Genomic DNA, 23,019 nt, shown 5'->3' with positions numbered 1-23,019 from the left:
GTGCCGAAGTTTCGGTGGGCCGTTGACACTGCGTGTTGGACTGGCTTAGGTTCGGCGCTGATGGAAGTAAGATTCCGTAATGCAGAATCAAGATCCCCGGTTCCCCGGGCGGAGGTGTATCCGGTGACAGAACCGCTCCCGATCTTCCGTATCAACGAGCTACCCACGGAAACCTGGCGCGAGGTGCTGAAAGATGTTGTGGGCGTGGCGGAGTGGGTCGACACGGTCGATGCCGCCCGCCCGTACGCCGACCGCGACGCCCTGGTAGCGCTGGCCGAGAGCGCGGCGCTCGCGCTCACCGAAGCGCAGCTGCGGCAGGCGCTGGCGGACCATCCACGGATCGGGGCGGCCACCGCGCACGGCTCCCGCGCCGCGCGCGAGCAGTCGGGTGTCGATGTCACCGACGCCGACCTGGCCGAACGCCTGCGGGTCGGCAATCTGGCTTACGAGACCAAGTTCGGTCACATCTACCTGGTGTGCGCGGCGGGGCGTGGCGGACGGGAATTGCTCACCGACCTCACGAGTCGGCTGGACAACGACCCGGTCGACGAAATCCGGGTCACCCGAAGGGAACTCGCCGCTATCGCACGAAAGCGGCTGGAGGGGGCGGTGTCCCCATGAGTCGCAGTGCCATCACCACACACGTGCTCGACACCGCAGCGGGGGTACCGGCGCGAAATATCCCGGTGCGCCTGGAGTTTCGCGTGGCCGGGAATTGGCGGGAGTTGGGCGCCGCGCACACCGACGACGACGGCCGCGTATCCGCGATCGGACCCGCGACGGTGACCCCGGGCGACTATCGCCTGACCTTCGACACTGCGGCCTACTTCGGCGCCCGCGAGCACTTCTTTCCCGAGGCGGTCGTGACCTTCACCGTCGCCGACCCCGCGCAGCACCACCACGTGCCGCTGCTGCTGTCCCCGTTCGCCACATCCACCTATCGAGGGAGTTGAACAGTCATGGCCATCCAGCTCGGGCCCAATCAGTACGGCAAGGCCGAGAACCGACTCGTGCGCGTCCATCGCGACACAGCGCGGCACTCCATTCGCGATCTCAATGTCTCCACCTCGCTGCGCGGTCGGTTCGCCGACGCCCACATCACCGGCGACCAGCGTGACGTTCTGCCCACCGACACCCAGAAAAACACCGTGTTCGCCTTCGCGAAGGAACACGGCGTGGCGGCGATCGAGGACTTCGGCCTCCTGCTCGCCGACCACTTCATCGCCCGCTGTCCCGGCGCCGACGGCGCGCGCATCGAACTCGACGAATACGCATGGGACAGAATCCCCGTCGACGGAATCGGCCACGACCACTCCTTCGTGCACCGTGGTGGCGGCGTGCGGACCACGGTGATCAACGTGGACGGCGTGGGGCCGGATCGGCGCGCGCACGTCGTATCCGGCATCAAGGACCTGGTGGTGCTGAAGTCGACCGGGTCGGAATTCCGCGGCTACTTCAAGGACAAGTACACGACGCTGGCCGAGACCGACGACCGGATCATGGCGACGTCGCTGGTCACCCGCTGGCGCTACGACCACACGGAGATCGACTGGGACAAGTCCTACGACTCCATCCGGTCGATCCTGTTGCGCCAGTTCGCCGCTGTGCACTCGCACGCCCTGCAGCAGACCCTCTACAGCATGGGCCGGGCGGTGCTGGAGCAGCATCGGGAGGTGGCGGAGATTCGCTTCTCCGCGCCCAACAAGCACCACTTCCGTTACGACCTGGCGCCTTTCGGCCTCGACAACCCGGGCGAGGTGTTCATCGCGGCGGACCGCCCGTACGGCCTGATCGAAGCCACCGTCGAGCGGGACGACGCCACCGAGCCGGGCGCGGCGTGGCAGGGGATCCCCGGCTTTTGCTAGGTTGTCGATTCCGCGGTACGAACTTCCGCCAAGTGGAACCCGGCTGCGAGAATGGTAGGGCTGCCCATCGACGAGGGAAGGAGCGCCGTGACCGAAGCGGGCCCGCGGACCGGCGGGGTGCAGTCCGTCGACCGCGCCTTCGAACTGCTGGAACTGGTGACCGACGCGGGCGGTGAGGCCACGCTGTCGCAGCTCGCCGAGGCGTCCGGGTTGCCGCAGCCGACCATTCACCGGTTGCTGCGCACGCTGATCGTGGGTGGCTACATCCGTCAGCAGCCGTCGCGGCGGTATTCGTTGGGGCCGAGACTGATTCGGCTCGGTGAGACGGCCGGCCGGGTGCTCGGCGCCTCGGCCCGGCCGCACCTGACGCGCCTGCGTGATCAGACCGGTGAGACCTCCAATATGGCCGTGCTCGACGGCGACCAGGTCGTCTATGTCGCGCAGGTGCCCTCGCCGCACGCCATGCGGATGTTCACCGAGGTCGGTCAGCGCGTCGACCTGCACTGCACCGCCGTCGGCAAGGCCGTGCTGGCCACGCTCGCCCCCGAAGAAGCAGACCGCGTCCTCGCCCGCCTGTCCATGAGCCCCCGCACCCCCCACACCCTCACCGACCCCGCCGTCCTGCGCACCGAGATAGACCGCATCCGCATCCAGGGCTATGCGCAGGACGACGGCGAACAAGAAATAGGCGTCCGCTGCTTCGCCGTAGCCATCCCCGATGCCCCCACCCGAGCCGCCATCTCCATCTCCGGCCCCCAATCCCGAGTCTCGGGCCTGGACATGAACACCATCATCCCGCTACTCCAGGAAACCGCCGCCAACGTGGGGCGGGAATTGTCGGCCGAGAGCCACGCCGGATCCTGAGCTCGGCGGCCCACTGGAATGTATTGGCGCAGTGCGGGTTCCGGGGTCAGAACTCCAGTTCTTTCCACGGGATCTGGATGGGGAAGGGGAAGTCGAACGTGATTCCGTCGGTGGTGGCGGCAGGCCATTCTCCGGCGACGACATAGTTCGAGGGGCGCAGTGGTGACGCCCCGGCCGGCAAGCGTCCGTGGCCTGTTGCGAGGGCGTAGGCCCGAACGATTGCTATGGAACGGTTGTTGCCGAGGAGGACTTCCCAATACCAGGGGATACCCGCACTCGCATATTGAGCCTTCTGTGCCTCGATGTCACGCTCGGTATCGGAGGGAGACAGTACTACTCCTGCGATGTGGACGTCGGTGGCGCGGATGTCCTGGTACGGACTTTCGAGGCAGCGGTAGACCAGGAAGTCTGGGGTCGAGAAGTCGGATTTTCCGGGTTCGCCGAAGAGGACGTCCGTTTCGGTTGTGGCGCGCCAGCAATGCCCCGGCTGAGTCGTCATGGCGTCATGAGCGCAGCGGCGCAACGCATTTCGGAACTCGACGCTGCAGTCCTGGTGCTCGGCTGATCCGCCTCGAGCCCGCACGGCCGTGCCCTCCCGCAGCTCGATCTGGCTGGTGAATTTCCCCGGCTATCCGTTGATTCGTGGAGCGGATGACGGGATTCGAACCCGCGACCCTCACCTTGGCAAGGTGATGCGCTACCAGCTGCGCTACATCCGCATTGTGCCGTTCGGCGACGGGTAAACGATAGCGGATGGGGGTGGGGGAGGGCTAATCGGCTGGTGGTGCGGGATGGGTGGGCGCAGGGGGCTCACAGCAACACCACAGCGTGGGCAGACGGCGGACCCAGTTGGTGGCTCGACCATGGGATCGAGACACGAGAGGACCGATATGACCACGATCGAGGCGCCCGTGCGGCGAGAGACGCCGCCACCCCCGAGTCCGCCGGACCGACGACGGCATCGGCACCGCCGTGCGGGCGGGCCACCGGATCGGCCGCGCTGGGCTGTTCCCGCGCTGCTGGTACTGCTGGCCGCCACGGCCGTCGCCTATCTGTGGGCGTTGAGTGAAAACGGCTGGGCGAACGAGTATTACGCCGCCGCCGCGCAGGCGGGCACGCAGAGTTGGAAGGCGTTGCTGTTCGGTTCGCTGGACGCGGGTAATGCCATCACCGTCGACAAGCCGCCCGCGTCGTTGTGGCTGATGGGCCTGTCGGGGAAGCTGTTCGGCTTCGGTTCGTTCTCCATGCTGTTGCCGCAGGCGCTGCTGGGGGTGGCTTCGGTCGGCCTGGTCTACGCCGCGGTCCGGCGCTGGAGCGGGCCGGGCGCCGGCTTGCTGGCGGGTAGCGTGCTCGCGCTCACGCCGGTGGCCGCGCTGATGTTCCGATTCAACAACCCCGATGCGCTGCTGGTGTTTCTGCTGGTCGCCGCCGCGTACTGCACGGTGCGCGCGACCGAGCGCGGCAGCGGGCGCTGGCTCGCGCTCGCCGGGGCGGCGATCGGATTCGGCTTCCTGACCAAGATGATGCAGGCGTTCCTGGTGCTGCCCGCGTTCGCGCTGGTGTTCCTGCTCGCCGCCCCGATCGGATTCTGGCAGCGGATCGGAAAGCTCCTCGGCGCGCTGCTCGCGGTCGTGGTCTCGGCCGGCTGGTACATCCTGCTGGTCGAGTTGTGGCCGAGCGGCTCGCGGCCGTACATCGGCGGTTCCACCGACAACAGCCTGCTGGAGCTGGCGCTGGGCTACAACGGACTGGGCCGGGTGCTCGGCGGCGAGGGCAACGGCGGCGGGGGCGGTGGTGGAGGCGGTGCCAACACCGGCTTCGGCGGCAGCACCGGAATCACGCGGTTGTTCGGCGATTCGATGGGCACGGAGATCTCCTGGCTGCTGCCCGCCGCGCTGATCGGGCTCGTCGCGGGACTGTGGCTGACCCGGCGCGCGCCGCGCACGGACCGGACGCGAGCGGCGTTGATCCTCTGGGGCGGTTGGCTTCTCGTCACAGGGGTGGTGTTCAGCTTCATGCAGGGCACGATTCATCCGTACTACACCGTCGCGCTGGCGCCCGCGATCGCGGCGCTGGTCGGTCTCTCCGCGGCCGAATTATGGTGTGAGCGAGACCGTTTCGCGGTACGTGCGGTGCTGGCGAGCATGCTCGCGGCGACCGGCGTGTGGAACTTCGTGCTGCTCGGCCGAACTCCGGACTGGTTCCCCGCGCTGCGGTGGGCGGTGCTGGTCGGCTCGATCGTGGTCGCGCTGGTCCTGGTCGCCGGTGCGCACCGGCTCGGCCGCCTCACGGTGGTCGTGGCGGCGGCGGGCCTGCTGTTCGGGCTCGGCGGCGCGACGGCCTACACCATCGACACCGTCACCACGGCGCACAGCGGCTCCATCCCGACCTCCGGCCCGCAGACCGGCCACGGCATGGGCGGCCCCGGTGGAGCGGGCGGCGATGCGCGGCCCGACGGAGCCGCGGGCGGTGCCGGCCGGGGCCTCGGCGCCCGTGCGGGCGACGGCACGCCAGGGCAGATGCCCGGCGCGGGAAGCGGTACGGGCGATGCCTCGAACACCGCCTCCTCCGGTAGTGGCACCGGTACCGGCGGTGCTCCGAATACCAACTCCGCCATCGCCGCTGGTGATGCCTCGGCCAGTGGCGCCGGCTCCGCCTCGGGCGGTGGCACCGTGTCCGCCACAGCTCCCGGCGATGTCGCAGCCAGTGGCAGCGGCGCCATACCCGGCGGCTCCGCGAGCAACAATGCCGAATTGCAGCAGTTGCTGAAGGGCACCACCAACCGGTGGGCGGCGGCGACGGTCGGGGCGCAGTCGGCGGGCGGGCTCGAATTGTCCACCGGCACATCGATTATCGCGATCGGCGGGTTCACCGGTAGTGACGATGCTCCGACGCTGGCACAGTTCCAGCGGTATGTCGCGAACGGGGAGGTGCGCTACTTCATCGCCGGTGGCGGCATGGGCGGTCCGGGCGGCGGTTCCGGATCGGCGGCGGAGATCACCGCGTGGGTGCAGGAGCACTTCACCGCCACCACGGTCGGTGGCACCACGGTCTACGACCTGACCCAGCCGACCTCCTGACGGCAGTTCCCTCTCGATACGCAGGCCCCGCGCCCACCGGACGCGGGGCCTGCCGCCGTCCGCGGCCCCGGGCCCGACGAGCGTCCGGAGTGTTCCCCGCACGCCGTTGAATAGCTGCAAGTATGCTGCTTGCGTTCGGTGTGCGCGTCATTCGTGGGTTTCATATGCCGGTTCCGTCAGCGCGGACGAGTTGCGGGAACGACCTAGGAGGATGTGTTGACTGCTGTATCTCCGAAACCGGAGGACCAGCTCGAGGCCGTGCGGCCCTATCCGGCGCGAGGCGGCCCGAAAGGGTCGTTCCTGTACAAGGCGATCACCACGACAGACCCGAAGATGCTGGGCCAGATGTATCTGACCACGGCCATGACATTCTTCCTCATCGGCGGCGTGATGGCGCTGCTGATGCGCGGCGAATTGGCGCGTCCGGGTCTGCAATTCCTGTCGCCGGAACAGTTCAATCAGCTGTTCACCATGCACGGCACGATCATGCTGCTGTTCTACGCCACCGCCATCGTGTTCGCGTTCGCGAATATCGTGCTGCCCTTGCAGATCGGCGCACCGGACGTGGCCTTCCCGCGTCTCAACGCCTTCAGCTATTGGCTGTATCTGTTCGGCGCGACGATGGCGACGGCCGGTTTCGTCACCCCGGGCGGCGCGGCCGATTTCGGCTGGACCGCCTACACCCCGCTGTCGGATATCGTGCACGCCCCGGGCGTCGGCGCGGACCTGTGGATTCTCGGCCTCGCGGTCTCGGGTCTGGGCACCATTCTCGGCGGCGTCAACATGATCACGACCGTGGTGTGCCTGCGCTGCCCGGGAATGACCCTGTTCCGGATGCCGATCTTCACCTGGAACATCGTCGTCACCAGCGTGCTGATCCTGCTGGCCTTCCCCATTCTCACCGCGGCGCTGATGGCGCTGGCCTACGACCGGCACCTCGGCGGCCACATCTACGACGCGGCGAGCGGCGGGCCGATCCTGTATCAGCACCTGTTCTGGTACTTCGGGCATCCGGAGGTGTACATCATCGCGCTGCCGTTCTTCGGCATCGTGACGGAGATCTTCCCCGTATTCAGCCGCAAGCCGATCTTCGGATACACCGCCCTGGTCTACGCGACGTTCGCGATCGCGGCCCTGTCCATCGCCGTGTGGGCGCACCACATGTTCGCCACCGGTGCGGTGCTGCTGCCGTTCTTCTCGTTCATGACGTTCCTGATCGCGGTGCCGACGGGCGTGAAGTTCTTCAACTGGATCGGCACGATGTGGAAGGGGCAGTTGACCTTCGAGTCGCCGATGCTGTTCTCGGTCGGCTTCATCGTGACGTTCCTGTTCGGTGGGCTGTCGGGTGTCATCCTGGCCAGCCCGCCGCTGGACTTCCACGTCTCGGACAGCTATTTCGTCGTGGCGCACTTCCACTACGTGCTGTTCGGGACGATCGCGTTCGCCACCTACGCCGGCATCTACTTCTGGTTCCCGAAGATGACCGGCCGGATGCTGGACGAGCGGCTCGGAAAATGGCACTTCTGGACCACATTCGTCGGCTTCCACACCACGTTCCTGGTGCAGCACTGGGCGGGTGCCGAGGGATTTCCGCGCCGCTACGCCGACTACCTCCCGACGGACAATTTCACGCTGTTGAACACGATTTCGACTATCGGCGCCTTCATCCTGGGCGCCTCGGTGTTGCCGTTCATCTGGAACGTCTTCAAGAGCTACCGCTACGGTGAGGTCGTCACGGTGGACGATCCGTGGGGTTACGGCAGTTCGCTGGAGTGGGCCACCACCTGCCCGCCGCCGCGGCACAATTTCTACGAGTTGCCGCGCATCCGGTCGGAGCGTCCGGCGTTCGAACTGCACTACCCGCACATGATCGAGCGAATGCGGGCCGAGGCGCACGTGGGATTCCGGCGCAACCCGCACGGCGACGTCCGCGACCATCCGGTCGTGCCGAGTTAGTATCCGCTCGGATCGGTGTTCGAGTGGAAATAGGCTCGGCACTGGTTCGTGCCCTCGAGGCGACCAAGGCTCTGTGCCCCGACATGGGGCACAGAGCTTTTTATGTGGGGATTCGCGCGAGCCCCGCCAGTCGTGCCAGCCGCCGATGCGATTCCAGCTTGGCCGCGCGGTCGTAGGTGCTGGTGTGGACGAGTATCTCGTCGGCGTCGGTGCGTTCGAGCAGGCGCTCGAGTCCGGCCGCGACGGTGTCCTCGGTACCTGCCAGTTGTCCCCGCATGGATTCGTCGAAGAGGCGTCGTTCGCGTTCGGTCATCGTCGCTGGATCGATGGCCTCGGGCGGTAGCAATGCGGGGAATTCGCCGCGGGTGCGGGAATACGCGGCCGACCACGCCTCCGGCATCAGCAGCCGCCGGGCCTGCTCGGCGGAGTCGGCGACGACCACCGACGCGGACACGATCACGGTGGGCGCGCCACCCCACGGCGTGGGCCGGAAGTCCGTGCGGTACTGCTCGATCGAGCGCACCATCGCGTCCTCGCCGTGCGCGGCCGCGATCACCAGCGGCAGCCCGAACCGAGCGGCCCGCTCGGCGCCGGAACCGATGGCAAGCAGGAACGCCGGAACTCGCAGACCCTCGGCGGGCCAGGCGTGCACCCCGTCCCGCCCATCCGTGAAGTAGCCGAGCAGTTCGGTGAGCTGGGTGTCGAAGTCGTCGGCGGCCTCCCGGTCGTGCCCGAGCGCGCGCCGGATGCCCCCGGTGAAGCCGACCGACCTGCCCAGGCCCATATCGATGCGGCCCGGGAACAGCGACTCCAGCACGCCGAACTGCTCGGCCACCACGAGCGGTTGGTGGTTGGGCAGCATCACGCCGCCGGTGCCCACCCGGATCCGCTCGGTGGCCGCGGCGACGGCGGCGGCCAGCACGGTCGGGGCCGACCCGGCGACGCCCGGCACGCTGTGATGTTCCGACACCCAGAATCGGTGATAGCCCCACCGCTCCGCCAGCTGCGCGAACTCGACGGTGTCCCGCAGCGCCGCCGGATGGGACTGACCCTGCCGGACGCGGGAACGGTCCAGGATCGAGAACCGTACCGACTGCAACGATGTCATAGTCAGGACAACGCACGCGAAGCCCGCTGATTCCGTTCAGCCCGCCGACGGCGCGACGAACAGGTAGCTCTTCTCCTCCTCGCGGCGGGCGATACGCCAGCGGCCGTCGACCCGCTCGAAGGTGTCGAGGTACCACAGGCCGCACAGCATCAGGCTCTGCTTGCCCGCCTGGTCGGCGACGACCATCGGGTTGTGACACATGGTTCGCCCTGTGGCCCGGTCGCCGTCGACGGTGATCGAAGAGTTGGCGATGAGATGCTGGAACGCCAGGAAATTCGGCATCGTCTGCGCCAGAAAGCTTTTCGTCTCCGCCAGGCCGCCCTTGGGCCCGCCCATCGCGGTGTAGTCGATCTCCGCGTCCGCAGTGAAGATCTCGTCGAGCAACTCCCACTGCCGGGTGTCGACCGCGTGCGAGTACCGGACCATCAGATCCTCGATCTCCAGCCGGTCCGAAATCTGCTGTAGCGACCACATATTCGCCTCCTCCCGGTGCCGCGCACCGGCAACCATGTCACCAGGACTCGGCGGCGGGCGGGCGGAAACCGGCGAATCGGCGGCGCCCTCAGCCGAGATACCGGGTCAGTAGCGGGACGGCATCGGCCGGGTGCCGCGCCGCGATGCCCTCGACGACCTGCCGGAATCGCCACTCGTCGGACCCGCGTTCCAGCACGCCCGCCACCAGCCCGGTGTGCGGCCCGCGGGGCAGGTTGTACCGGGCGACCTCGGCGCCGGAGTCGGCGTCGAACAGGCGGAAGAACGCCCTGTCGATGTCGTCGAAGGTCTGGTCGGTGTAGCAGGTGATCAGCAGGACCACCGCGTCGACGGCGTCCGGCAGCAGAGTGAACTCGACCGTGAGCACCTCGTCGTCGCCGCGGCCCACGCCGGTGACATTGTCGCCGTGCAGGCGGACGGCACCGTCGGCTGTGTCGAAGTGTTCGTGATAGACGACCTCCAGCAGCCGATGACCCTCGAACAGCAGCGCGGCGGCATTGAGGTCGATCGGCCGTCGGCGTGCCCCGAACCAGCGCCGGCCCAGCGCCGGGGCCCAGCCCAGCGCCATGCCGATGTAGTCCAGCGGGGCGCCGCCGTCGTCGTGCAGCGGAACGAGCACCGTCTCTCCCCTTCCTCCGGCGACCCCGAAACCGTCGGACCGCCAAGCGATTCGCGGCTTACCCTAACCGCATCCGGGCCCCGGGGCGGCGGCCCGCCCCGACCGCATTCCGGTCCCGGGCGCCCGTCGCAGCACATTTCCGGGACCGGTCCCGGAGGCCGATGTCAGGATCGGTGCAGCGGCGACTCGGCAGCGGAGAGGCAGGGTGATTCGGATGTGCGGCACGTTGGAACCCGTAGGTGGACGGCGGTTGCCTGCCTCGCACGACAGCCTCGCCCGAGGCGTGTCGGCACCGGTGGCGGGGACGGTGTCGGCGCTGTCGCTCGTCGGCGGGGTCAGCTTCGGCCCTAAGGAGGGGCGGGAGGTGGTCTTCGGCCGCAACCGGCCGCTGGTGCACGTCTGCGTCGGGGAGAACGATCTGCGGATCAGCCGCCACCAGGGCACCCTGCGGTGCGGCGACGGCCGATGGTGGGTGCGCAACCTGGGCGCCCAGCCGATCCGGGTCGCCGAATCGTGCCTGCTGTTTCGAGACGAGGACCCGGTGGCGCTCGAGCCCGGCTACACGCCGCTGTTCATCCGCGGTTCGGAGCGGCGCGAGCATCTGCTGGAGATCTTCGTCAGCAATGCCGAACTGCGCGAGCCCGGCCCGCGGCACCGGCATGTGACCAGCCCGGCGATGTCCTACGACCTCACCGATGCCGAACGCCTGGCACTGGTCGTGCTCGGTCAGCGGTACCTGCGGCACGAGGCGCGTCCGCAGCCGTGGACGTGGGACGCGACCGCGCGGCTACTCGCCTACCTCCAGCCGGACGCGGGCTGGAAGCGCCGCCGGGTGGAAGACCTCGTCCTCGGTGTCCGCCAGCGCCTGTCCGGACTCGGCGTGGCCGGACTGACCGCCGACGAGATACCGCAGCCGATCGGGAACATGCTGAACCACAATCTGATTCAGGAACTGATGCTGTCCGGCACCCTGGTCCCGCGCGATCTGGCCCTGATCGACTTCGGTGGCGAAGGCTGACGCGCCTGCCGCGGGAGGGGCAGATTACCGGGTCAGGTTGTTCGCGACGGCGGTCGCCAGCTCGGTGACGGTGGCGCAGCGTTGTTCGGGCGGTGCTGGCGTTCCGGCGTACCTGATCACGACGACCTCGGCGCGGTCGCCGCCCGTCGGCCCACGGAAGCGGCGGTACTCGAGCTGCACCGTGCAGTCGTTGCGGTCCGAGCGGCGGAAGGCGGGCAGTCCCGCGAGCAGCAGCGGTTGCCCGTCCGCGGCCGTCTTCAGCGTGTCGCGGTCGAAGCGCAGGGTCAGATGACCGTCGATGGTGCTGTCCCAGCGGCACGACCAGTCGCCGAAACCGGCGGCCGGGTGGACCGCGTCGATGCCCGGCACCCGGGCGAGCATCGATCCGTCCACGAGTCCGCAGGCCTCGTGCCGAGCCAGCGAATTCGCGCCGAAGGGGCTGGGCCGCCGTGGAATCGGGCCGTGCCACAGGGTATTTCGCGCGCCGACCACCACGGCGTCGGCCAGCGCGCACGGGTCCGGCCCGTCCGGCACCTTGCGCTCGCCGGTGATCTCGACATTGCCACCGGCCGAGAGGATCAGGGTGCGAACGCATCTCGTGCCGCTGGGCGGTTCGGCGGCGATCGTGACGTTCCCGGTGCGGGTGAAGGCGATCTGCGAGGTCTGCTCGGGAGCGTCGGCCGACAGTGTCAGCCGGACATGGCCGGTGTCGGGGTGGAAATCCTCGCCCCACTGCCGCACCCTCAGGTCGCAGGTGTCGAAGTTGGCGTCGTCGGTGGTCAGGTCGATCCGCCCGTACGGCGCCAGCGCCGCCGGGTCGAGCAGCGCGCAGGGATCGGCGGTACGCGGCTCGCCGACCGGATTGTCCGCCGCGGCGACGGGCAGCATCGCACCGGCCGCGACGAACGAGGCCACCGCGACGATCTCCACCGCCGCGATCGCCGTCCGCCGCAACAGCACGCGATTCCAGCCGCGCGCGGGGCGCTCGGCGCGGGCGTACCGGGCCGCCGCGGCGGCGGCCGTGGGCCGGTGATTCGGGCTCGGCCGCAACTGCTGGGCCAGGACCGCCTCGAGCGGACCGGGATGGCGGCGGCGCGCGGTGACGGCCTGCAGCGACGCGGCCAGTGCGAACACGTCGGCCTTGGGGCCGGGCGGCGCACCCCGCTCGATCTCGGGGGCCAGATATTGCCACTTGCCCCGTGCCGCATCGAACTTCGGGCTCTCACCGGTGGGTGCGTCGCGCAGATCCAGCGAGCTGCCGAAGTCGGTCAGCAAGGCGTCGCCCGCGGCGGTGACGATGATGTTCTCGGGCGAGACGTCGCAGTGCAGGATGCCGTTGTCGTGGCAGTGGGCCAGCGCGGCGGCGATCTGCTCGCCGATGACGGCGGCTCGCGACGCGTCGAGTTCGCGTTCCCGGCGGGCGATCTCGGCCAGCGAGCGTCCCGGCACGTACTCCATGACCAGCCAGTACACCCCGTCCTGGACGAGGATGTCGTGCACGCCGACGATGTGCGGGTGCCGCAGCCGGGCCGCGTTGCGGGCGGCGGTCCGCAGGCGCTCGGCGCTGCCGGCGTCGCCCGGGCGCGGGCACTTCAGGACGACGTCGCGGCCCAACTCCTCGTCGGCCGCCCGCCACACCATGCCCTCGCCGCCCAATAGAAACAGTTCCAGCAAGGTGTATCGGCCCGCGATGATGTCCCCGACGCTCGTCATGCGCCCGCCCTAGTAGTCCGACCCCAGATCCCGGCGAGCGCAGTGTAGACGGTGCGGGCGGTCGAGGCAGGGCGGTTCCGGCAACTCGGTCCGGTTGTCCCGGGCGGCATTTCGGACGACTGCCCAGCGGCGGGAAGGCCGTAGCGTACGGGACGGAGCGTGTGCGTTGTCGCGTTCCTCGTCTACCCGGGCGCAGCGTGTCAAACCGGATTTCCGTTTCGGAACCTCCCGGCAAGCGCATCCCAGGACCGGCATTTCACGCGCCGCAGGTGTTGCTGCACGCTGCGCCCCGGGTTTACCTCGTGGCCGACCCGACGATCAGAGGTGTCGGGGAGATCAGAGGTGTCGGGGAGATCAGAGGTGTCCGGGACTGAACTGACGCCATTCGGAATCCAGCCGCCGGGTGTGGTGGCGCAGCAGCGCGCCCTGCACCGCGGCACACAGGCCCGCCCCGCTCAGCGCGGTCGCCGCGAGAACGGCCGCGCCCGCGGCGATCCCGGCCATAACGGCCGCGCCGGACCAGATCGGCGGGTCGGTCGGGGTACCGCTCGGGTCCAGCCACACCGTCACCCGTGCACCGCGCGACGCGGACGCGGGCACCGCGACGACGGCGGTTCCGGTGCGCCCGTCATGCTCCCACCGCACCGTGGCCTCGGTGCCGCCGCGCGCCGCCCGCACCCTGTGCGGGTCCTCGACTATCGTGGCCTCGACATGCGTCCGGGTGGCGTGCTCGACGCGAATCCGGTCGGCGTGGCCGCCGTAGACGGCGGTGCCGACCGCGCCCGCCAACGGCACCGCGACCAGACAGGCCAGCGCCGCGACCACGCGCAGCACGCCCAGCACCCGGTCGCCCGGACGCATCAGGGGGTTGCCGCTCCACGGCCCGGCCCGTAGCAGGCGAATACTGATCGAGGGATGATCCTGCACCTCGACGACCCTCTTCCCATGTCGCCCCGGCCCGGCGGCCATGATTCACACCGTGTTCGACCTGGGCGCTCGCTCACATCCTGTTTGTCGTTCGCGGCACGCTCGGTGCTACGCGGCCGGGCCCGAGAGTTCCGAACGAGTGGCCCGGAATCTTTACCCGTGGTAAGAGAATGGTCGTGTCGTCGTCGATCCGCCTTCATCCTGCTGTGCAAGCTCGCGGTCGGAAGCGACCGCTGTCGGCGACGGGGTGGTTCGCGGCGCGGTGATGAATCGAGCGGCCCGCACGGCGGCAGGGACTGCCGGTTCGTTCGCGGGGTACGGCGCGCCGCCGGTCTCCGGCTACCGCGCGGATCTGGACGGCCTGCGCGGGGTGGCCATCGCGCTGGTGGTGGTGTTCCACATCTGGTTCGGGCGGGTGTCCGGCGGCGTGGATGTGTTCCTGGTGTTGTCCGGCTTCTTCTTCACCGGTCTGCTGCTGCGGCGGGCCGACGAAACCGGTTCCGTCGGTGTGGCTTTCACGCTGCGCCGTACCGCGCGCCGGTTGCTGCCCGCCATGGTCGTGGTGCTCGGCGCCGGTCTGCTGGCCGCGGTGGTGCTGCGGCCGTATACGCAGTGGGCGAATATCGCCGCGCAGACCCTGGCCTCGCTGTGCTACGTCCAGAACTGGCAGTTGGCGTCGACGTGGTCGGATTATCTGGCGGCCGACCCGTCGGTGAGTCCGCTGCAACATCTCTGGTCGATGTCGGTGCAGGGCCAGTTCTATCTGGTGGCCGTGCTGGTCGTCGCGGCGCTGGTGCGGGCCGCGCGCTGGGTCGGCCGTCCGGAGAGCGTGCGGCCGGTGCTGAGCGTGCTGGTCGTGGCGGCGGCGCTGCTGTCGTTCGGTTACGCGGCGCACGGCACGGCCACGCAGCAGGGCTGGAACTATTACGACAGCGCAGCGCGGGCCTGGGAGTTGCTGATCGGCGCGGGGCTGGCACTGGCCGCCCCGTATCTGTCGCCGCCGCGCATCGTGCGCGCGGTGCTGGGCGGGCTGGGTCTGGCGGGGGTGGTGCTGTGCGGATGGCTGATCACCGACGGCGCCAACCGTTTTCCCGGTCCCGCCGCGCTGCTGCCGGTGGGCGCTGCGGTGGCCGTCATCGTCGCGGGCACCGGTCGCACCGCCGGCCGGTCGCCGTGGCCGATCCGGCTGCTGTCGGGCCGGACCGCGCGGTGGCTGGGCGATCTGGCCTATCCGCTGTATCTGTGGCACTGGCCGATCCTGATCTTCTTCCTCGCCGACCAGAACCGCACCGACGCCGGTTTCGCGGGCGGACTGCTGGTGATCGTGGCGTCGCTGCTGCTGGCGTGGGTGACGCAGCGCTGGGTCGAGGAGCCGCTGCGGTTGCGCACGCGCCCCGCGCGGGCCGGTCTCGCCGCGTTCGTCGGCTACCGCCGGGCCGCCGGGCTGGCGGTCGCGTTGGTCGCGGTGCTGGTGGCCGTGGCCGCGGGTACCTGGCAGGTCGCGGTGACCAGGCTGAACCCGCCGCACGCGGTCGCCGGGCTGGACGTGGCGCAGTATCCGGGTGCGGAGGCGCTGGACTCCGGCGCGCCCGTACCGCACGCCTCGATGCGTCCCAGCGTGTTCGAGGCCCCGGCCGATGTGCCGCCGCCGACCGCGGACGGGTGCATCGCGGACTGGGACACCCGTGAGGTCATCACCTGTACCTACGGCGATCCGAACGCCACCCGCACGCTCGCGGTGGCCGGGAGTTCCCATGCCGAACACTGGGTTCCGGCCTTGCAGGTGCTGGCCGCGCAGTACTCGTTCCGGATCCAGGTGTATCTGAAGATGGGTTGCCCGCTTACGCTCTCCGAGGACGCCACCTACAAGGGCGAGTCGATCCCGGACTGCCGCGACTGGTCCCGCGCGGCCATCGACCGCCTCGACGCCGACCGGCCGGACTGGGTCTTCACCACCGGCACCCGCCCGCGCGACGACCGCGGCGACGAGACCCCGCAGGACTACCTCGACGTCTGGTCGGCCCTGGGCGAACGCGGGCTGAACGTCATCGCAGTCCGCGACACCCCGTGGCTGCGGCGCGACGGCGTGCGCTATCGGGCGGCGGATTGCCTTGCCCAGGGCGGCAATCCGATCGGGTGCGGCATGCGCCGGGCGGACGCGCTGGACCCGGTGGATCCGGAACTCGAGCCCGCCTCCCGGTTCCCCAACGTCTTCCCGATCGACATGACCGACGCCGTCTGCGAGCCGGACGTGTGCCCGGTGGTCGGCGGCAACGTGCTCGTCTATCACGACGAGCATCACCTGACGGCCAGCTACTCCCGGTCGCTGGCCGGGCCGCTGGGGCGCCGATTGCAGCCGATACTCGGCTGGTGGTAGGCGGCTAGGATTGCCGGGGGAGTGATCACCGAGTGCGGAGGTGCCCGATCGTGCTGAGAACCAGGCGCGGCCGGTTACGGGCACTGGCCGTCGCGGCGGTGTCCGCGGCCGTGGCCTTCACCACCGGATACGGCGCGGTCGAGCCGGTGACTCCCGAGGTGGTCGCCGCGGGCTCGCCCGCCACACCCGATACGCCGCTGCGCATCGGCTACGGGAACGCCGCGGACACCTACGGTGATCTCTACCTGCCCGCGAGCGGTCGCGGTCCCTATCCGGTCGTGGTGCTGGTCCACGGCGGGAGCTGGGCGCAGTACCGGACGCTGGCGCAGTTCGCCCCGCAGTCCACGGCACTGGCCCAGCAGGGTGTGGCGGTCTGGAACATCGAGTACCGGCGGGTGAACGGCGCCGGGGGCTGGCCGGTCACCCTCACCGACGTCGACCAGGCCGTCGAGGCGCTGGCGACCGTGGTCCAGCAGCGTTGCGGCGGGCGGCTGGACCTGCGGCGCGTGCATCTGGCCGGGCACTCCGCCGGTGGCCATCTGGCCGCGTTGGCGGCGGGGCGGCACGCGGCGAATCCCGGTGCCCGGCAAGCGGTTCGGATCCGCAGTCTCACCGTGCTGGCCGGGGTGCTGGACCCGGTGCTGGCGGTGCGGAACGGCCGCGACGGGGCGGTGCGCAAGCTGCTCGGCGGCACCCCGGACGAGGTTCCCGACCGCTACCTGGCGGCGTCCCCGATCGAACAGCTGCCGCGCGGCATACATGTCAGCGCGCTGCACGGGGAGGCCGACCGGGTAGTGGACCTCGAACAGAGCCGTCGCTACGTCGCCGCCGCCACCCGCGCCGGGAATTCGACGGATCTGCAGATCCTGCCCGGTGTGGGCCACGCCGAGTTCACCGCGCCCGCCTCGGCGGCCTGGGCCGGCGCGTGGAAGACCATCCTCGACAACGTCGCACGGGAGCGCTGAACGGTCACGACGGCGTCGAACTGGGTTCGGGGAGTGTGCATTCGGTGACCTTGGGGTCGACACCGAGGTAATTCAGCGGACCGGCGAGCACATTCAGCGCGATGGTGCCGAAATCGCCGCAGCTCTGCGACATCTGGGTGAAATAGCCCCGCTGGCCGGCGGCCACCACTCCGACGATCAACCACACGAACATCAGCAGCGAGATCAGACGCATGACGATCCTCCCCGTTCCGGCGGCCCTTCCATCATGGCAGCTGCGGCCCCGGCACGCCGCCGGCCGCTACGCTCTCGGCGTGGCCGCCGGTGAAGAGAGTATCGGAGTGGCACCGCGGGAGGCGATCGCGCACGCGGTGCGGGAGGACATCCTCGCGGGGCGTCTGGCGCCGGGCGACCGGCTGCGCGAGACGGATCTGGCACGGCGCTTCGAGGTTTCGCGAGTGCCGATCCGAGAAGCGTTGTCGCAGTTACACAGTGAAGGATTCGTGACCCTGGTCCGGTATCGCGGCGCGACGGTGTCGGACACCGCGGGTGCGGCCGCGCTGGAGCTGGTGCAGGTGCGGCGCGGTCTCGAGGTGCTGGCGGCGCAGTTGGCCGCCGAGCGAGGCGGGGGAGAGGTCGCCGACGAACTGCGGCGGGTCGTCGAGCTGGGGCGCAGCACCGCCGCGCCCGACGAGCTGCCCGCGCTGATCGTGCAATTCCACACGCTGGTCGGGCGCGCTTCGGGCAATCATCAGCTCCAGATCATGCTCGGCCAGATCCTCGGGCGGGTGTCGTGGATCTTCGATCAGCAGCTGGAGGCTCGCACGGCCGGTTCGTGGAGCGATCACGCGGCCATCGCCCAGGCGATCCTCGGCCGATCGCCGATCCAAGCCGGCTATCTGATGGGTGAGCACATCGCGAAGGATGAGGCATTGGTGGCGGGCCTGCGAAACGACTAGGTCGTATACAAACCTTTGCGCTTTGCTGGGCCGTAACGCGGCTTGAACCAATGGAAACGCAGTAGAAATACTCTTTGTATACAAATCTCCAGTGAGATAGCTCGTCCGCTGGAGGCCCGCATGACCGCCGCCGCACTCGGCACCGAATCACCACCCCACCACCTGTCCGCTTGGCGCACAGTACTTTTCGGCCTGCAGCACGTGCTGGTGATGTACGCCGGTTGCGTCACCGTGCCGCTCGTTTTCGGGGCGGCGCTGGGCCTCGCGAAATCGACCGTGGCCGTGCTGGTCAACGCAGACCTGCTGGTCGCCGGTGTGATCACGGTGGTGCAGGCCGCCGGGCTCGGCCGCCTGCTCGGCGCGCGGATGCCCGTCGTGGTCGGAGCGTCGTTCACCGCGGTCACGCCGATGATCCTGATCGGCCAGGAGTACGGACTGTCCGCGGTCTACGGCGCGATGATCGCCGCCGGTATCTTCGGTGTCCTTGTCGCCGTGCCGTTCTCGCGGCTGATCCGGTTCTTCCCGCCGGTCGTGCGGGGTGCGGCGGTGACGATGATCGGACTGTCGCTGATCGGCAATTCGGTCACGATGATCTTCGGTGACCAACCGGCCGGTGGCGCGCGACTGGCGTTGGCGGCGGGCATCGTGCTGCTGATCGTGGCGTTGCTGCGTTACGGCCGGGGTCTGCTCGCGCAGTCGGCGGTGCTGATCGCCCTGGTGCTCGGGACCGGCGTGGCCGCACTGCTCTCGATGACCGATTTCGCCGGTGTCGGCGGGGCGGGCTGGTTCGGGTTACCGCAGCTGTTCCTGTTCGGCGCGCCGACCTTCCCGGTCGCCGGGATCATCTCGATGTGCCTGGTCATGCTGGTGATCTATACCGAGTCGACGGCCTACCTGCTGGCCGTCTCGGAGACCACCGGCGAGAGTGTGGCACCCGCGCGGCTGGCTCGCGGGCTCGCCGCCGACGGAGTGTCCGCGTTGCTGGCCGGATTCCTGACCTCGTTCCCCGACACCGTGTTCGCGCAGAATGTCAGCCTGGTGCGGATGACCGGCGTGACCAGCCGGCGGGTCGCCGGGGTGGCCGGGGGCATTCTCGTCGCGCTGGGCCTGGCGCCGAAGATGGGCGAATTGGTGGCGAGCCTGCCGGACGTGGTGATCGGATCGGTCAGCCTCGTCATGTTCGCCACCGTCGCCGGAGTAGGCATCGCGACCATCGCGAAGGTCGATTTCTCCGGCAGCGGCAATCTGCTGATCGTGTCGCTGGCGATGGGCGCCGGGATGATCCCGATCGTCTCGCCCGGCGTGTACTCCGGGCTGCCGTCGGCGGCCGAGATCATCTTCGGCGGGGCCGTCACCAGCACGGTCATCGTCGCCTTCGGCCTCAATCTCGCCTTCCACCATCTCGGCCCGCTGTCTCGCAGGAGCGCCTCCGCATGACCCCGATAACCCTGCTCACCGTGCCCACGGCCGGTCCCGCCGACGTCCGCGCGCTGACCGCGCTCACCGCCGCCGGGCATCGCGCCGCCGACGTGGTCGCCGTCATCGGCAAGACCGAGGGCAACGGCTGCGTCAACGACTTCAGCCGCACCCTGGCCGCCGCGGTCTGGGAACCCCTGTTGCCCGAGGCCGCGGTCACCGTGTTCTCCGGCGGCACCGAGGGCGTGCTGAGCCCGCACGTCAACCTGTTCGTCCGCGACGAGACCCGGCATCCGGGATTCGACCGCGGCCTGGTCGCCGCCGCGGGACGCACCCGCGCGCTGGACCCGGCGGAGATCGGGCGGCCCGCGCAGGTCGCGGCCGTCGCCGAGACGGTCGGCAAGCTCGTCTCCGAACTCGGTGTCGCGGCCGCGGACGTGCATTTCGTGCTGGTGAAGTGTCCGTTGCTGACCTCAGCCAAGATCGCCGCGCTGCGGGTCGCCGGGCTGGAGCCGGTCTGCGAGGACACCTACGAGTCGATGGGCCGCTCCCGCGCGGCCAGTGCGCTCGGGATCGCGGTCGCGCTGGGTGAATGCGATACCGGCACCGCGGCGGCGGCGTTGGCGGGGACCGCCGAGGTATCGTCGGCGCGGGCATCGGCAAGCGCCGGAGCCGAACTCGACGACTGCCACGTCCTCGTCGTCGCCGAGAGCGCCGCGGCCGCCAATCCGCTGCGGGCACTGCACGGCGAGATGGCCGACGCGCTCGACCTCGCGGCGGTGACCGCACTGCTCGACGAGGTCGCGCGGCGCGGCGGCACCGTGCGGCAGATCTTCGCCAAGGCCGAGGCCGACCCGTCGGGCGCGGTGCGCGGTCACCGGCACACCATGCTCACCGACTCCGATGTCAACGCCACCCGCCACGCCCGCGCCGCCGTCGGCGGTCTGCTCGCCGCGCTCAAGGGCGACGGCGCGATCTACGTCTCCGGCGGCGCCGAGCATCAAGGCCGTCCGGGTGGCGGCAGTATCACCGTCGTATACGAGCTGCCGGAGGTGCGGCGATGACCACCACCACGATCACCGGCACGCCGGGTCCGGGCATCGAGGAGTTCGAGGACGTACCGGTACCCGCCGAGCACCGGCGCGGACTGTGGTCCGTCTCGGCCGTGTGGTTCGGGTTCCCGATGGTGCTGACCTGCGCCATCTTCGGCGGTCTGATCGTGGCGTCGCTCGGCTTCGGCCGCGGGATGCTCGCCATCGCGACCGGCAGCCTGATCCTGATGCTCTACGTCGGCGCGCTGAGTTACCTCGCGGGACGCACGGGCAAGAATTTCGCGCTCACCGCGGCGGAGACCTTCGGCCGCCGCGCCGCCGCGATCCCGTCCGGCTTCCTCGCGACCGTCGTGATCGGCTGGTTCGCCTTCCAGACCGGGATGGCCGGGGCGATCCTGCACGACAGCCTGGGCTGGAACGAGCGACTCACCACGCTCGGCACCGGAGTCGCGTTCGTCGCCGTCACGCTGCTCGGAATCCGGGCGCTGTCGGTGATCGGCATGATCGCCGCGCCGTTCTACGTGGTGCTCGGCCTGGTGGCCGTCGGGCTGGCCGCCGCCGACGCGCCCGCCTCGCCCACCACCTACCAGGGCACGGGTGTGATGAGCTTCGGCGCGGCGGTCACGCTGGTCATCGCGTCGTTCGTGGATTCGGGGACGATGACGGCGGACTTCACGCGGTGGTCGCGCAGCGGCCGCGAGGGTTTCCTCGCGGCGTTCTCGGCCTTCCCGATCGGGCAGACGATCGCGCTCGTCATCGGCGGACTGATCGTCGCGCTCGGCGGCGCGCGAGATCCGGGCACCGCCGGCGGCGACTTTCTCGGCCTGCTCATCGAGCACGGCGGACTGCTGGTGCCGCTGGCCGTGGCCTTCGTATTCGTCAATCTCGGCTCGGTGTGCACGCACTGCCTCTACAACGGCGCGGTCGGCTGGAGTCAGCTCACCCGCGGCCGGATGCGGCGGCTCACCATCGTGCTCGGCACGGCCGGGGTGATTCTGGCGGTCGCCGGGATCTGGTCGTGGTTCGAGCAGTGGCTGAATCTGCTGGGCGTGATCGTGCCGCCGATCGGCGCGGTGGTCATTCTCGACCAGCTCGTCCTGCCGCGCTTCGGTCTCGGCGCCCGCGGCCGGGTGCGCGCGCTGCGCTGGCCGCCGTTCGCCGGGTGGTTCGGTGGTTCGGCCGCCGCGCTGCTCACCCATGCCTGCGCGCCGCAGCTGTCCGATGCCGTGGTGGGCCTGCTGACCGCCGCGGTCGTTTTCACCGCCGCGTGCGCGATTACCGCTCGAGACAAGGAGATTCGGGTATGACCCTGCCGACCGTGGCCGCGCGGCCCTACGCCTGGCCGTTCGACGGCGCCGTCGATCCGGCCCGCACCGCACTGCTGCTCATCGACTGGCAGACCGATTTCTGCGGGCCCGGGGGATACGTCGACCGGATGGGCTACGACCTCGCTCTCACCCGCGCCGGACTGGAGCCGACCGCGCGCGTGCTCGCCGCGGCCCGCCGCCGCGGCCTCACCGTGATCCACACCCGCGAAGGGCATCGCCCGGACCTGGCCGATCTGCCCGCCAACAAGCGCTGGCGCTCGGCGCGCGTCGGCGCCGAGATCGGCAGCGTCGGCCCGTGCGGGCGCATCCTGGTGCGCGGCGAACCCGGTTGGGAAATCGTGCCCGAAGTGGCGCCGCTGCCGGACGAGCCGGTGATCGACAAGCCCGGCAAGGGCGCGTTCTACGCCACCGACCTGGACCTGTTGTTGCGCACCCGCGGCATCACCCATCTCGTGCTGACCGGCATCACCACCGACGTGTGCGTGCACACCACCATGCGCGAGGCCAACGACCGCGGCTACGAATGCCTGCTGCTGTCGGACTGCACGGGCGCGACCGAGCGCCGGCACCACGAGGCGGCGCTGAGTATGGTGACCATGCAGGGCGGCATCTTCGGCGCGGTGGCGACCTCGGCGGAACTGCTCGCCGTGCTCGGCGTATGAGACGTGTCGTCCTGATCCACGGCGCCGCGACCGATTCCCGGGTCTGGGACGCGACGGCCGCCGCGCTGTCCGGGACCGCAGAGGTGCTCGCCCCGGACCGCCCGCAGTCCGGGGACCTGGACACCGAGATCGCCTTCCTCGCCCCGATGTGCTTGGGCGCCTTCGTGTTCGGCGTCAGCGGCGGGGCGACCCTCGGCCTGGAACTGGCGGCCCGCGGGGTGCCGCTGGCCGGTGCGTTGCTGCACGAACCCGCCGCGGGCTCACTCGCCCCGGGCCTGCTGGACCACGTGGCGGCCGGGCTGGCTTCGGGCGGAATCGAGGGATTCGGGCACGCGCTCTACGGCCCGGCGTGGCAGCCCGGCCGCACCCGCGCGACACGGGCGACGGTCGCCGCCGAGTTCGCCATGTTCGCCGCGTTCGAGCCCACTCCGCTCCCCGCCCCCGATCGCATCGTGCTCTCCGTCGGCGAACTCTCGCCCGGCCCGCGCCACCGCGCGGTCACGGCACTCGCGCGGTTCCTGAACACCCGCCGCCTGGTCCTGCCCGGCGTCGGCCACGCCGCGCACCTGGAAGGCGGCTTGGCCAACCCCCACCTGCTCGCGTCTTTCGCGGAGTGAAGGCGGCGCGCTGCATGTTGAG

22 protein-coding genes and 1 tRNA gene are annotated in these 23,019 nt (G+C 69.9%); 15 read left to right on the top strand and 8 right to left on the bottom strand.

The annotated features are described in order from the left end of the window. The first annotated feature begins 123 nt into the window (after positions 1 to 123). From uraD to NWFMUON74_RS27485, 4 genes are all read left to right on the top strand, one after another. A complete protein-coding gene (gene uraD / locus NWFMUON74_RS27500) occupies positions 124 to 621 on the top strand; it encodes a 2-oxo-4-hydroxy-4-carboxy-5-ureidoimidazoline decarboxylase (protein WP_197986920.1) in 498 nt (165 codons plus the stop codon). Continuing rightward, on the top strand, positions 618 to 953 hold the full coding sequence (gene uraH / locus NWFMUON74_RS27495; RefSeq protein ID WP_187684657.1) for a hydroxyisourate hydrolase: 336 nt from the start codon (positions 618 to 620) through the stop codon (positions 951 to 953). Before uraD ends, uraH begins: the two co-directional genes overlap by 4 nt. 6 nt (positions 954 to 959) lie before the next feature. Beyond that, positions 960 to 1,865 carry a factor-independent urate hydroxylase gene (gene pucL / locus NWFMUON74_RS27490; protein ID WP_187684656.1) on the top strand — a complete coding sequence of 302 codons (906 nt, stop codon included), beginning with the start codon at positions 960 to 962 and terminating at the stop codon, positions 1,863 to 1,865. An 87-nt stretch (positions 1,866 to 1,952) separates the two neighbouring features. Then, complete coding sequence (locus NWFMUON74_RS27485; protein ID WP_425300516.1) at positions 1,953 to 2,729, top strand: IclR family transcriptional regulator; 777 nt, start codon at positions 1,953 to 1,955, stop codon at positions 2,727 to 2,729. Between the two features lie 46 nt (positions 2,730 to 2,775). Here the strand turns inward: NWFMUON74_RS27485 and NWFMUON74_RS27480 are convergent, their stop codons facing one another. Next, positions 2,776 to 3,330 carry a Uma2 family endonuclease gene (locus NWFMUON74_RS27480; RefSeq protein ID WP_269475367.1) on the bottom strand — a complete coding sequence of 185 codons (555 nt, stop codon included), beginning with the start codon at positions 3,328 to 3,330 and terminating at the stop codon, positions 2,776 to 2,778. Between the two features lie 42 nt (positions 3,331 to 3,372). Continuing rightward, a tRNA-Gly gene (locus tag NWFMUON74_RS27475) sits at positions 3,373 to 3,448 on the bottom strand. Between the two features lie 171 nt (positions 3,449 to 3,619). Here NWFMUON74_RS27475 and NWFMUON74_RS27470 point away from each other — a divergent pair. Both NWFMUON74_RS27470 and ctaD read left to right on the top strand, forming a co-directional pair. Then, positions 3,620 to 5,809 carry a glycosyltransferase family 39 protein gene (locus NWFMUON74_RS27470; RefSeq protein WP_187684654.1) on the top strand — a complete coding sequence of 730 codons (2,190 nt, stop codon included), beginning with the start codon at positions 3,620 to 3,622 and terminating at the stop codon, positions 5,807 to 5,809. Between the two features lie 216 nt (positions 5,810 to 6,025). After that, positions 6,026 to 7,765: an aa3-type cytochrome oxidase subunit I gene (gene ctaD, locus NWFMUON74_RS27465; protein ID WP_187684653.1), complete on the top strand. Its 1,740-nt coding sequence runs from the start codon at positions 6,026 to 6,028 to the stop codon at positions 7,763 to 7,765. Positions 7,766 to 7,865: 100 nt separating this feature from the next. Here ctaD and NWFMUON74_RS27460 read toward each other — a convergent pair whose 3' ends face one another. The 3 genes from NWFMUON74_RS27460 to NWFMUON74_RS27450 form a co-directional block, all read right to left on the bottom strand. After that, a complete protein-coding gene (locus NWFMUON74_RS27460; protein ID WP_187684652.1) occupies positions 7,866 to 8,873 on the bottom strand; it encodes an MsnO8 family LLM class oxidoreductase in 1,008 nt (335 codons plus the stop codon). 36 nt (positions 8,874 to 8,909) lie between these two features. After that, positions 8,910 to 9,347, bottom strand: coding sequence for a nuclear transport factor 2 family protein (locus NWFMUON74_RS27455; RefSeq protein WP_187684651.1), 438 nt, complete (start codon positions 9,345 to 9,347; stop codon positions 8,910 to 8,912). An 88-nt stretch (positions 9,348 to 9,435) separates the two neighbouring features. Then, on the bottom strand, positions 9,436 to 9,984 hold the full coding sequence (locus NWFMUON74_RS27450) for a TerD family protein (protein ID WP_187684650.1): 549 nt from the start codon (positions 9,982 to 9,984) through the stop codon (positions 9,436 to 9,438). A 283-nt stretch (positions 9,985 to 10,267) separates the two neighbouring features. Here NWFMUON74_RS27450 and NWFMUON74_RS27445 point away from each other — a divergent pair, with 283 nt between their 5' ends. Then, on the top strand, positions 10,268 to 11,002 hold the full coding sequence (locus NWFMUON74_RS27445; RefSeq protein WP_197986919.1) for an FHA domain-containing protein: 735 nt from the start codon (positions 10,268 to 10,270) through the stop codon (positions 11,000 to 11,002). Between the two features lie 24 nt (positions 11,003 to 11,026). Here the strand turns inward: NWFMUON74_RS27445 and NWFMUON74_RS27440 are convergent, their stop codons facing one another. Both NWFMUON74_RS27440 and NWFMUON74_RS27435 read right to left on the bottom strand, forming a co-directional pair. Next, positions 11,027 to 12,715 carry a serine/threonine-protein kinase gene (locus NWFMUON74_RS27440; protein ID WP_187684648.1) on the bottom strand — a complete coding sequence of 563 codons (1,689 nt, stop codon included), beginning with the start codon at positions 12,713 to 12,715 and terminating at the stop codon, positions 11,027 to 11,029. Between the two features lie 354 nt (positions 12,716 to 13,069). Next, positions 13,070 to 13,642 (bottom strand): Rv1733c family protein, encoded by a 573-nt coding sequence (locus NWFMUON74_RS27435; RefSeq protein ID WP_187684647.1) that lies wholly within the window; start codon positions 13,640 to 13,642, stop codon positions 13,070 to 13,072. Between the two features lie 265 nt (positions 13,643 to 13,907). Here NWFMUON74_RS27435 and NWFMUON74_RS27430 point away from each other — a divergent pair, with 265 nt between their 5' ends. Continuing rightward, the gene (locus NWFMUON74_RS27430; RefSeq protein WP_187689457.1) at positions 13,908 to 16,019 is read left to right on the top strand and encodes an acyltransferase family protein; all 2,112 of its coding nucleotides are present in this window, start codon (positions 13,908 to 13,910) and stop codon (positions 16,017 to 16,019) included. 50 nt (positions 16,020 to 16,069) lie between these two features. Continuing rightward, the gene (locus tag NWFMUON74_RS27425) at positions 16,070 to 16,984 is read left to right on the top strand and encodes an alpha/beta hydrolase family protein (protein WP_232110625.1); all 915 of its coding nucleotides are present in this window, start codon (positions 16,070 to 16,072) and stop codon (positions 16,982 to 16,984) included. Positions 16,985 to 16,988: 4 nt separating this feature from the next. On the opposite strand, the gene NWFMUON74_RS27420 is transcribed toward NWFMUON74_RS27425, so the two are convergent. Next, the gene (locus tag NWFMUON74_RS27420) at positions 16,989 to 17,198 is read right to left on the bottom strand and encodes a hypothetical protein (protein WP_187684646.1); all 210 of its coding nucleotides are present in this window, start codon (positions 17,196 to 17,198) and stop codon (positions 16,989 to 16,991) included. Between the two features lie 79 nt (positions 17,199 to 17,277). On the opposite strand from NWFMUON74_RS27420, the gene NWFMUON74_RS27415 reads away from it, so the two are divergent. From NWFMUON74_RS27415 to NWFMUON74_RS27390, 6 genes are all read left to right on the top strand, one after another. After that, on the top strand, positions 17,278 to 17,922 hold the full coding sequence (locus NWFMUON74_RS27415) for a GntR family transcriptional regulator (RefSeq protein WP_232110624.1): 645 nt from the start codon (positions 17,278 to 17,280) through the stop codon (positions 17,920 to 17,922). 120 nt (positions 17,923 to 18,042) lie between these two features. Beyond that, the gene (locus tag NWFMUON74_RS27410; RefSeq protein WP_187684644.1) at positions 18,043 to 19,359 is read left to right on the top strand and encodes a nucleobase:cation symporter-2 family protein; all 1,317 of its coding nucleotides are present in this window, start codon (positions 18,043 to 18,045) and stop codon (positions 19,357 to 19,359) included. Further along, positions 19,356 to 20,402, top strand: a complete 1,047-nt coding sequence (gene atzD / locus NWFMUON74_RS27405; RefSeq protein ID WP_187684643.1) for a cyanuric acid amidohydrolase — start codon at positions 19,356 to 19,358, stop codon at positions 20,400 to 20,402. Before NWFMUON74_RS27410 ends, atzD begins: the two co-directional genes overlap by 4 nt. Then, complete coding sequence (locus NWFMUON74_RS27400) at positions 20,399 to 21,697, top strand: cytosine permease (RefSeq protein ID WP_187684642.1); 1,299 nt, start codon at positions 20,399 to 20,401, stop codon at positions 21,695 to 21,697. The genes atzD and NWFMUON74_RS27400 overlap by 4 nt, the downstream gene beginning before the upstream one ends. Continuing rightward, on the top strand, positions 21,694 to 22,380 hold the full coding sequence (gene biuH / locus NWFMUON74_RS27395; protein WP_187684641.1) for a biuret amidohydrolase: 687 nt from the start codon (positions 21,694 to 21,696) through the stop codon (positions 22,378 to 22,380). Before NWFMUON74_RS27400 ends, biuH begins: the two co-directional genes overlap by 4 nt. Then, positions 22,377 to 22,997 (top strand): alpha/beta fold hydrolase, encoded by a 621-nt coding sequence (locus NWFMUON74_RS27390; protein WP_187684640.1) that lies wholly within the window; start codon positions 22,377 to 22,379, stop codon positions 22,995 to 22,997. The genes biuH and NWFMUON74_RS27390 overlap by 4 nt, the downstream gene beginning before the upstream one ends. Positions 22,998 to 23,019: the final 22 nt, after the last annotated feature.

This window comes from Nocardia wallacei (assembly GCF_014466955.1).
Taxonomy (GTDB): domain Bacteria; phylum Actinomycetota; class Actinomycetes; order Mycobacteriales; family Mycobacteriaceae; genus Nocardia; species Nocardia wallacei.
Note: the sequence above shows the minus strand (reverse complement) of the source record. Positions and strands in the feature narration are given on the sequence as shown.

What these genes read in the sequence shown, in the direction of transcription:
- atzD (WP_187684643.1), top strand. Translation starts at nt 19,356, where the DNA reads ATGACCCCGATAACCCTGCTCACCGTGCCCACGGCCGGTCCCGCCGAC.
- NWFMUON74_RS27390 (WP_187684640.1), top strand. Translation starts at nt 22,377, where the DNA reads ATGAGACGTGTCGTCCTGATCCACGGCGCCGCGACCGATTCCCGGGTC.
- NWFMUON74_RS27430 (WP_187689457.1), top strand. Translation starts at nt 13,908, where the DNA reads ATGAATCGAGCGGCCCGCACGGCGGCAGGGACTGCCGGTTCGTTCGCG.
- NWFMUON74_RS27410 (WP_187684644.1), top strand. Translation starts at nt 18,043, where the DNA reads ATGACCGCCGCCGCACTCGGCACCGAATCACCACCCCACCACCTGTCC.
- NWFMUON74_RS27400 (WP_187684642.1), top strand. Translation starts at nt 20,399, where the DNA reads ATGACCACCACCACGATCACCGGCACGCCGGGTCCGGGCATCGAGGAG.
- NWFMUON74_RS27420 (WP_187684646.1), bottom strand. Translation starts at nt 17,198, where the DNA reads ATGCGTCTGATCTCGCTGCTGATGTTCGTGTGGTTGATCGTCGGAGTG.
- NWFMUON74_RS27470 (WP_187684654.1), top strand. Translation starts at nt 3,620, where the DNA reads ATGACCACGATCGAGGCGCCCGTGCGGCGAGAGACGCCGCCACCCCCG.
- uraH (WP_187684657.1), top strand. Translation starts at nt 618, where the DNA reads ATGAGTCGCAGTGCCATCACCACACACGTGCTCGACACCGCAGCGGGG.
- biuH (WP_187684641.1), top strand. Translation starts at nt 21,694, where the DNA reads ATGACCCTGCCGACCGTGGCCGCGCGGCCCTACGCCTGGCCGTTCGAC.
- NWFMUON74_RS27440 (WP_187684648.1), bottom strand. Translation starts at nt 12,715, where the DNA reads ATGACGAGCGTCGGGGACATCATCGCGGGCCGATACACCTTGCTGGAA.
- pucL (WP_187684656.1), top strand. Translation starts at nt 960, where the DNA reads ATGGCCATCCAGCTCGGGCCCAATCAGTACGGCAAGGCCGAGAACCGA.
- NWFMUON74_RS27460 (WP_187684652.1), bottom strand. Translation starts at nt 8,873, where the DNA reads ATGACATCGTTGCAGTCGGTACGGTTCTCGATCCTGGACCGTTCCCGC.
- NWFMUON74_RS27455 (WP_187684651.1), bottom strand. Translation starts at nt 9,347, where the DNA reads ATGTGGTCGCTACAGCAGATTTCGGACCGGCTGGAGATCGAGGATCTG.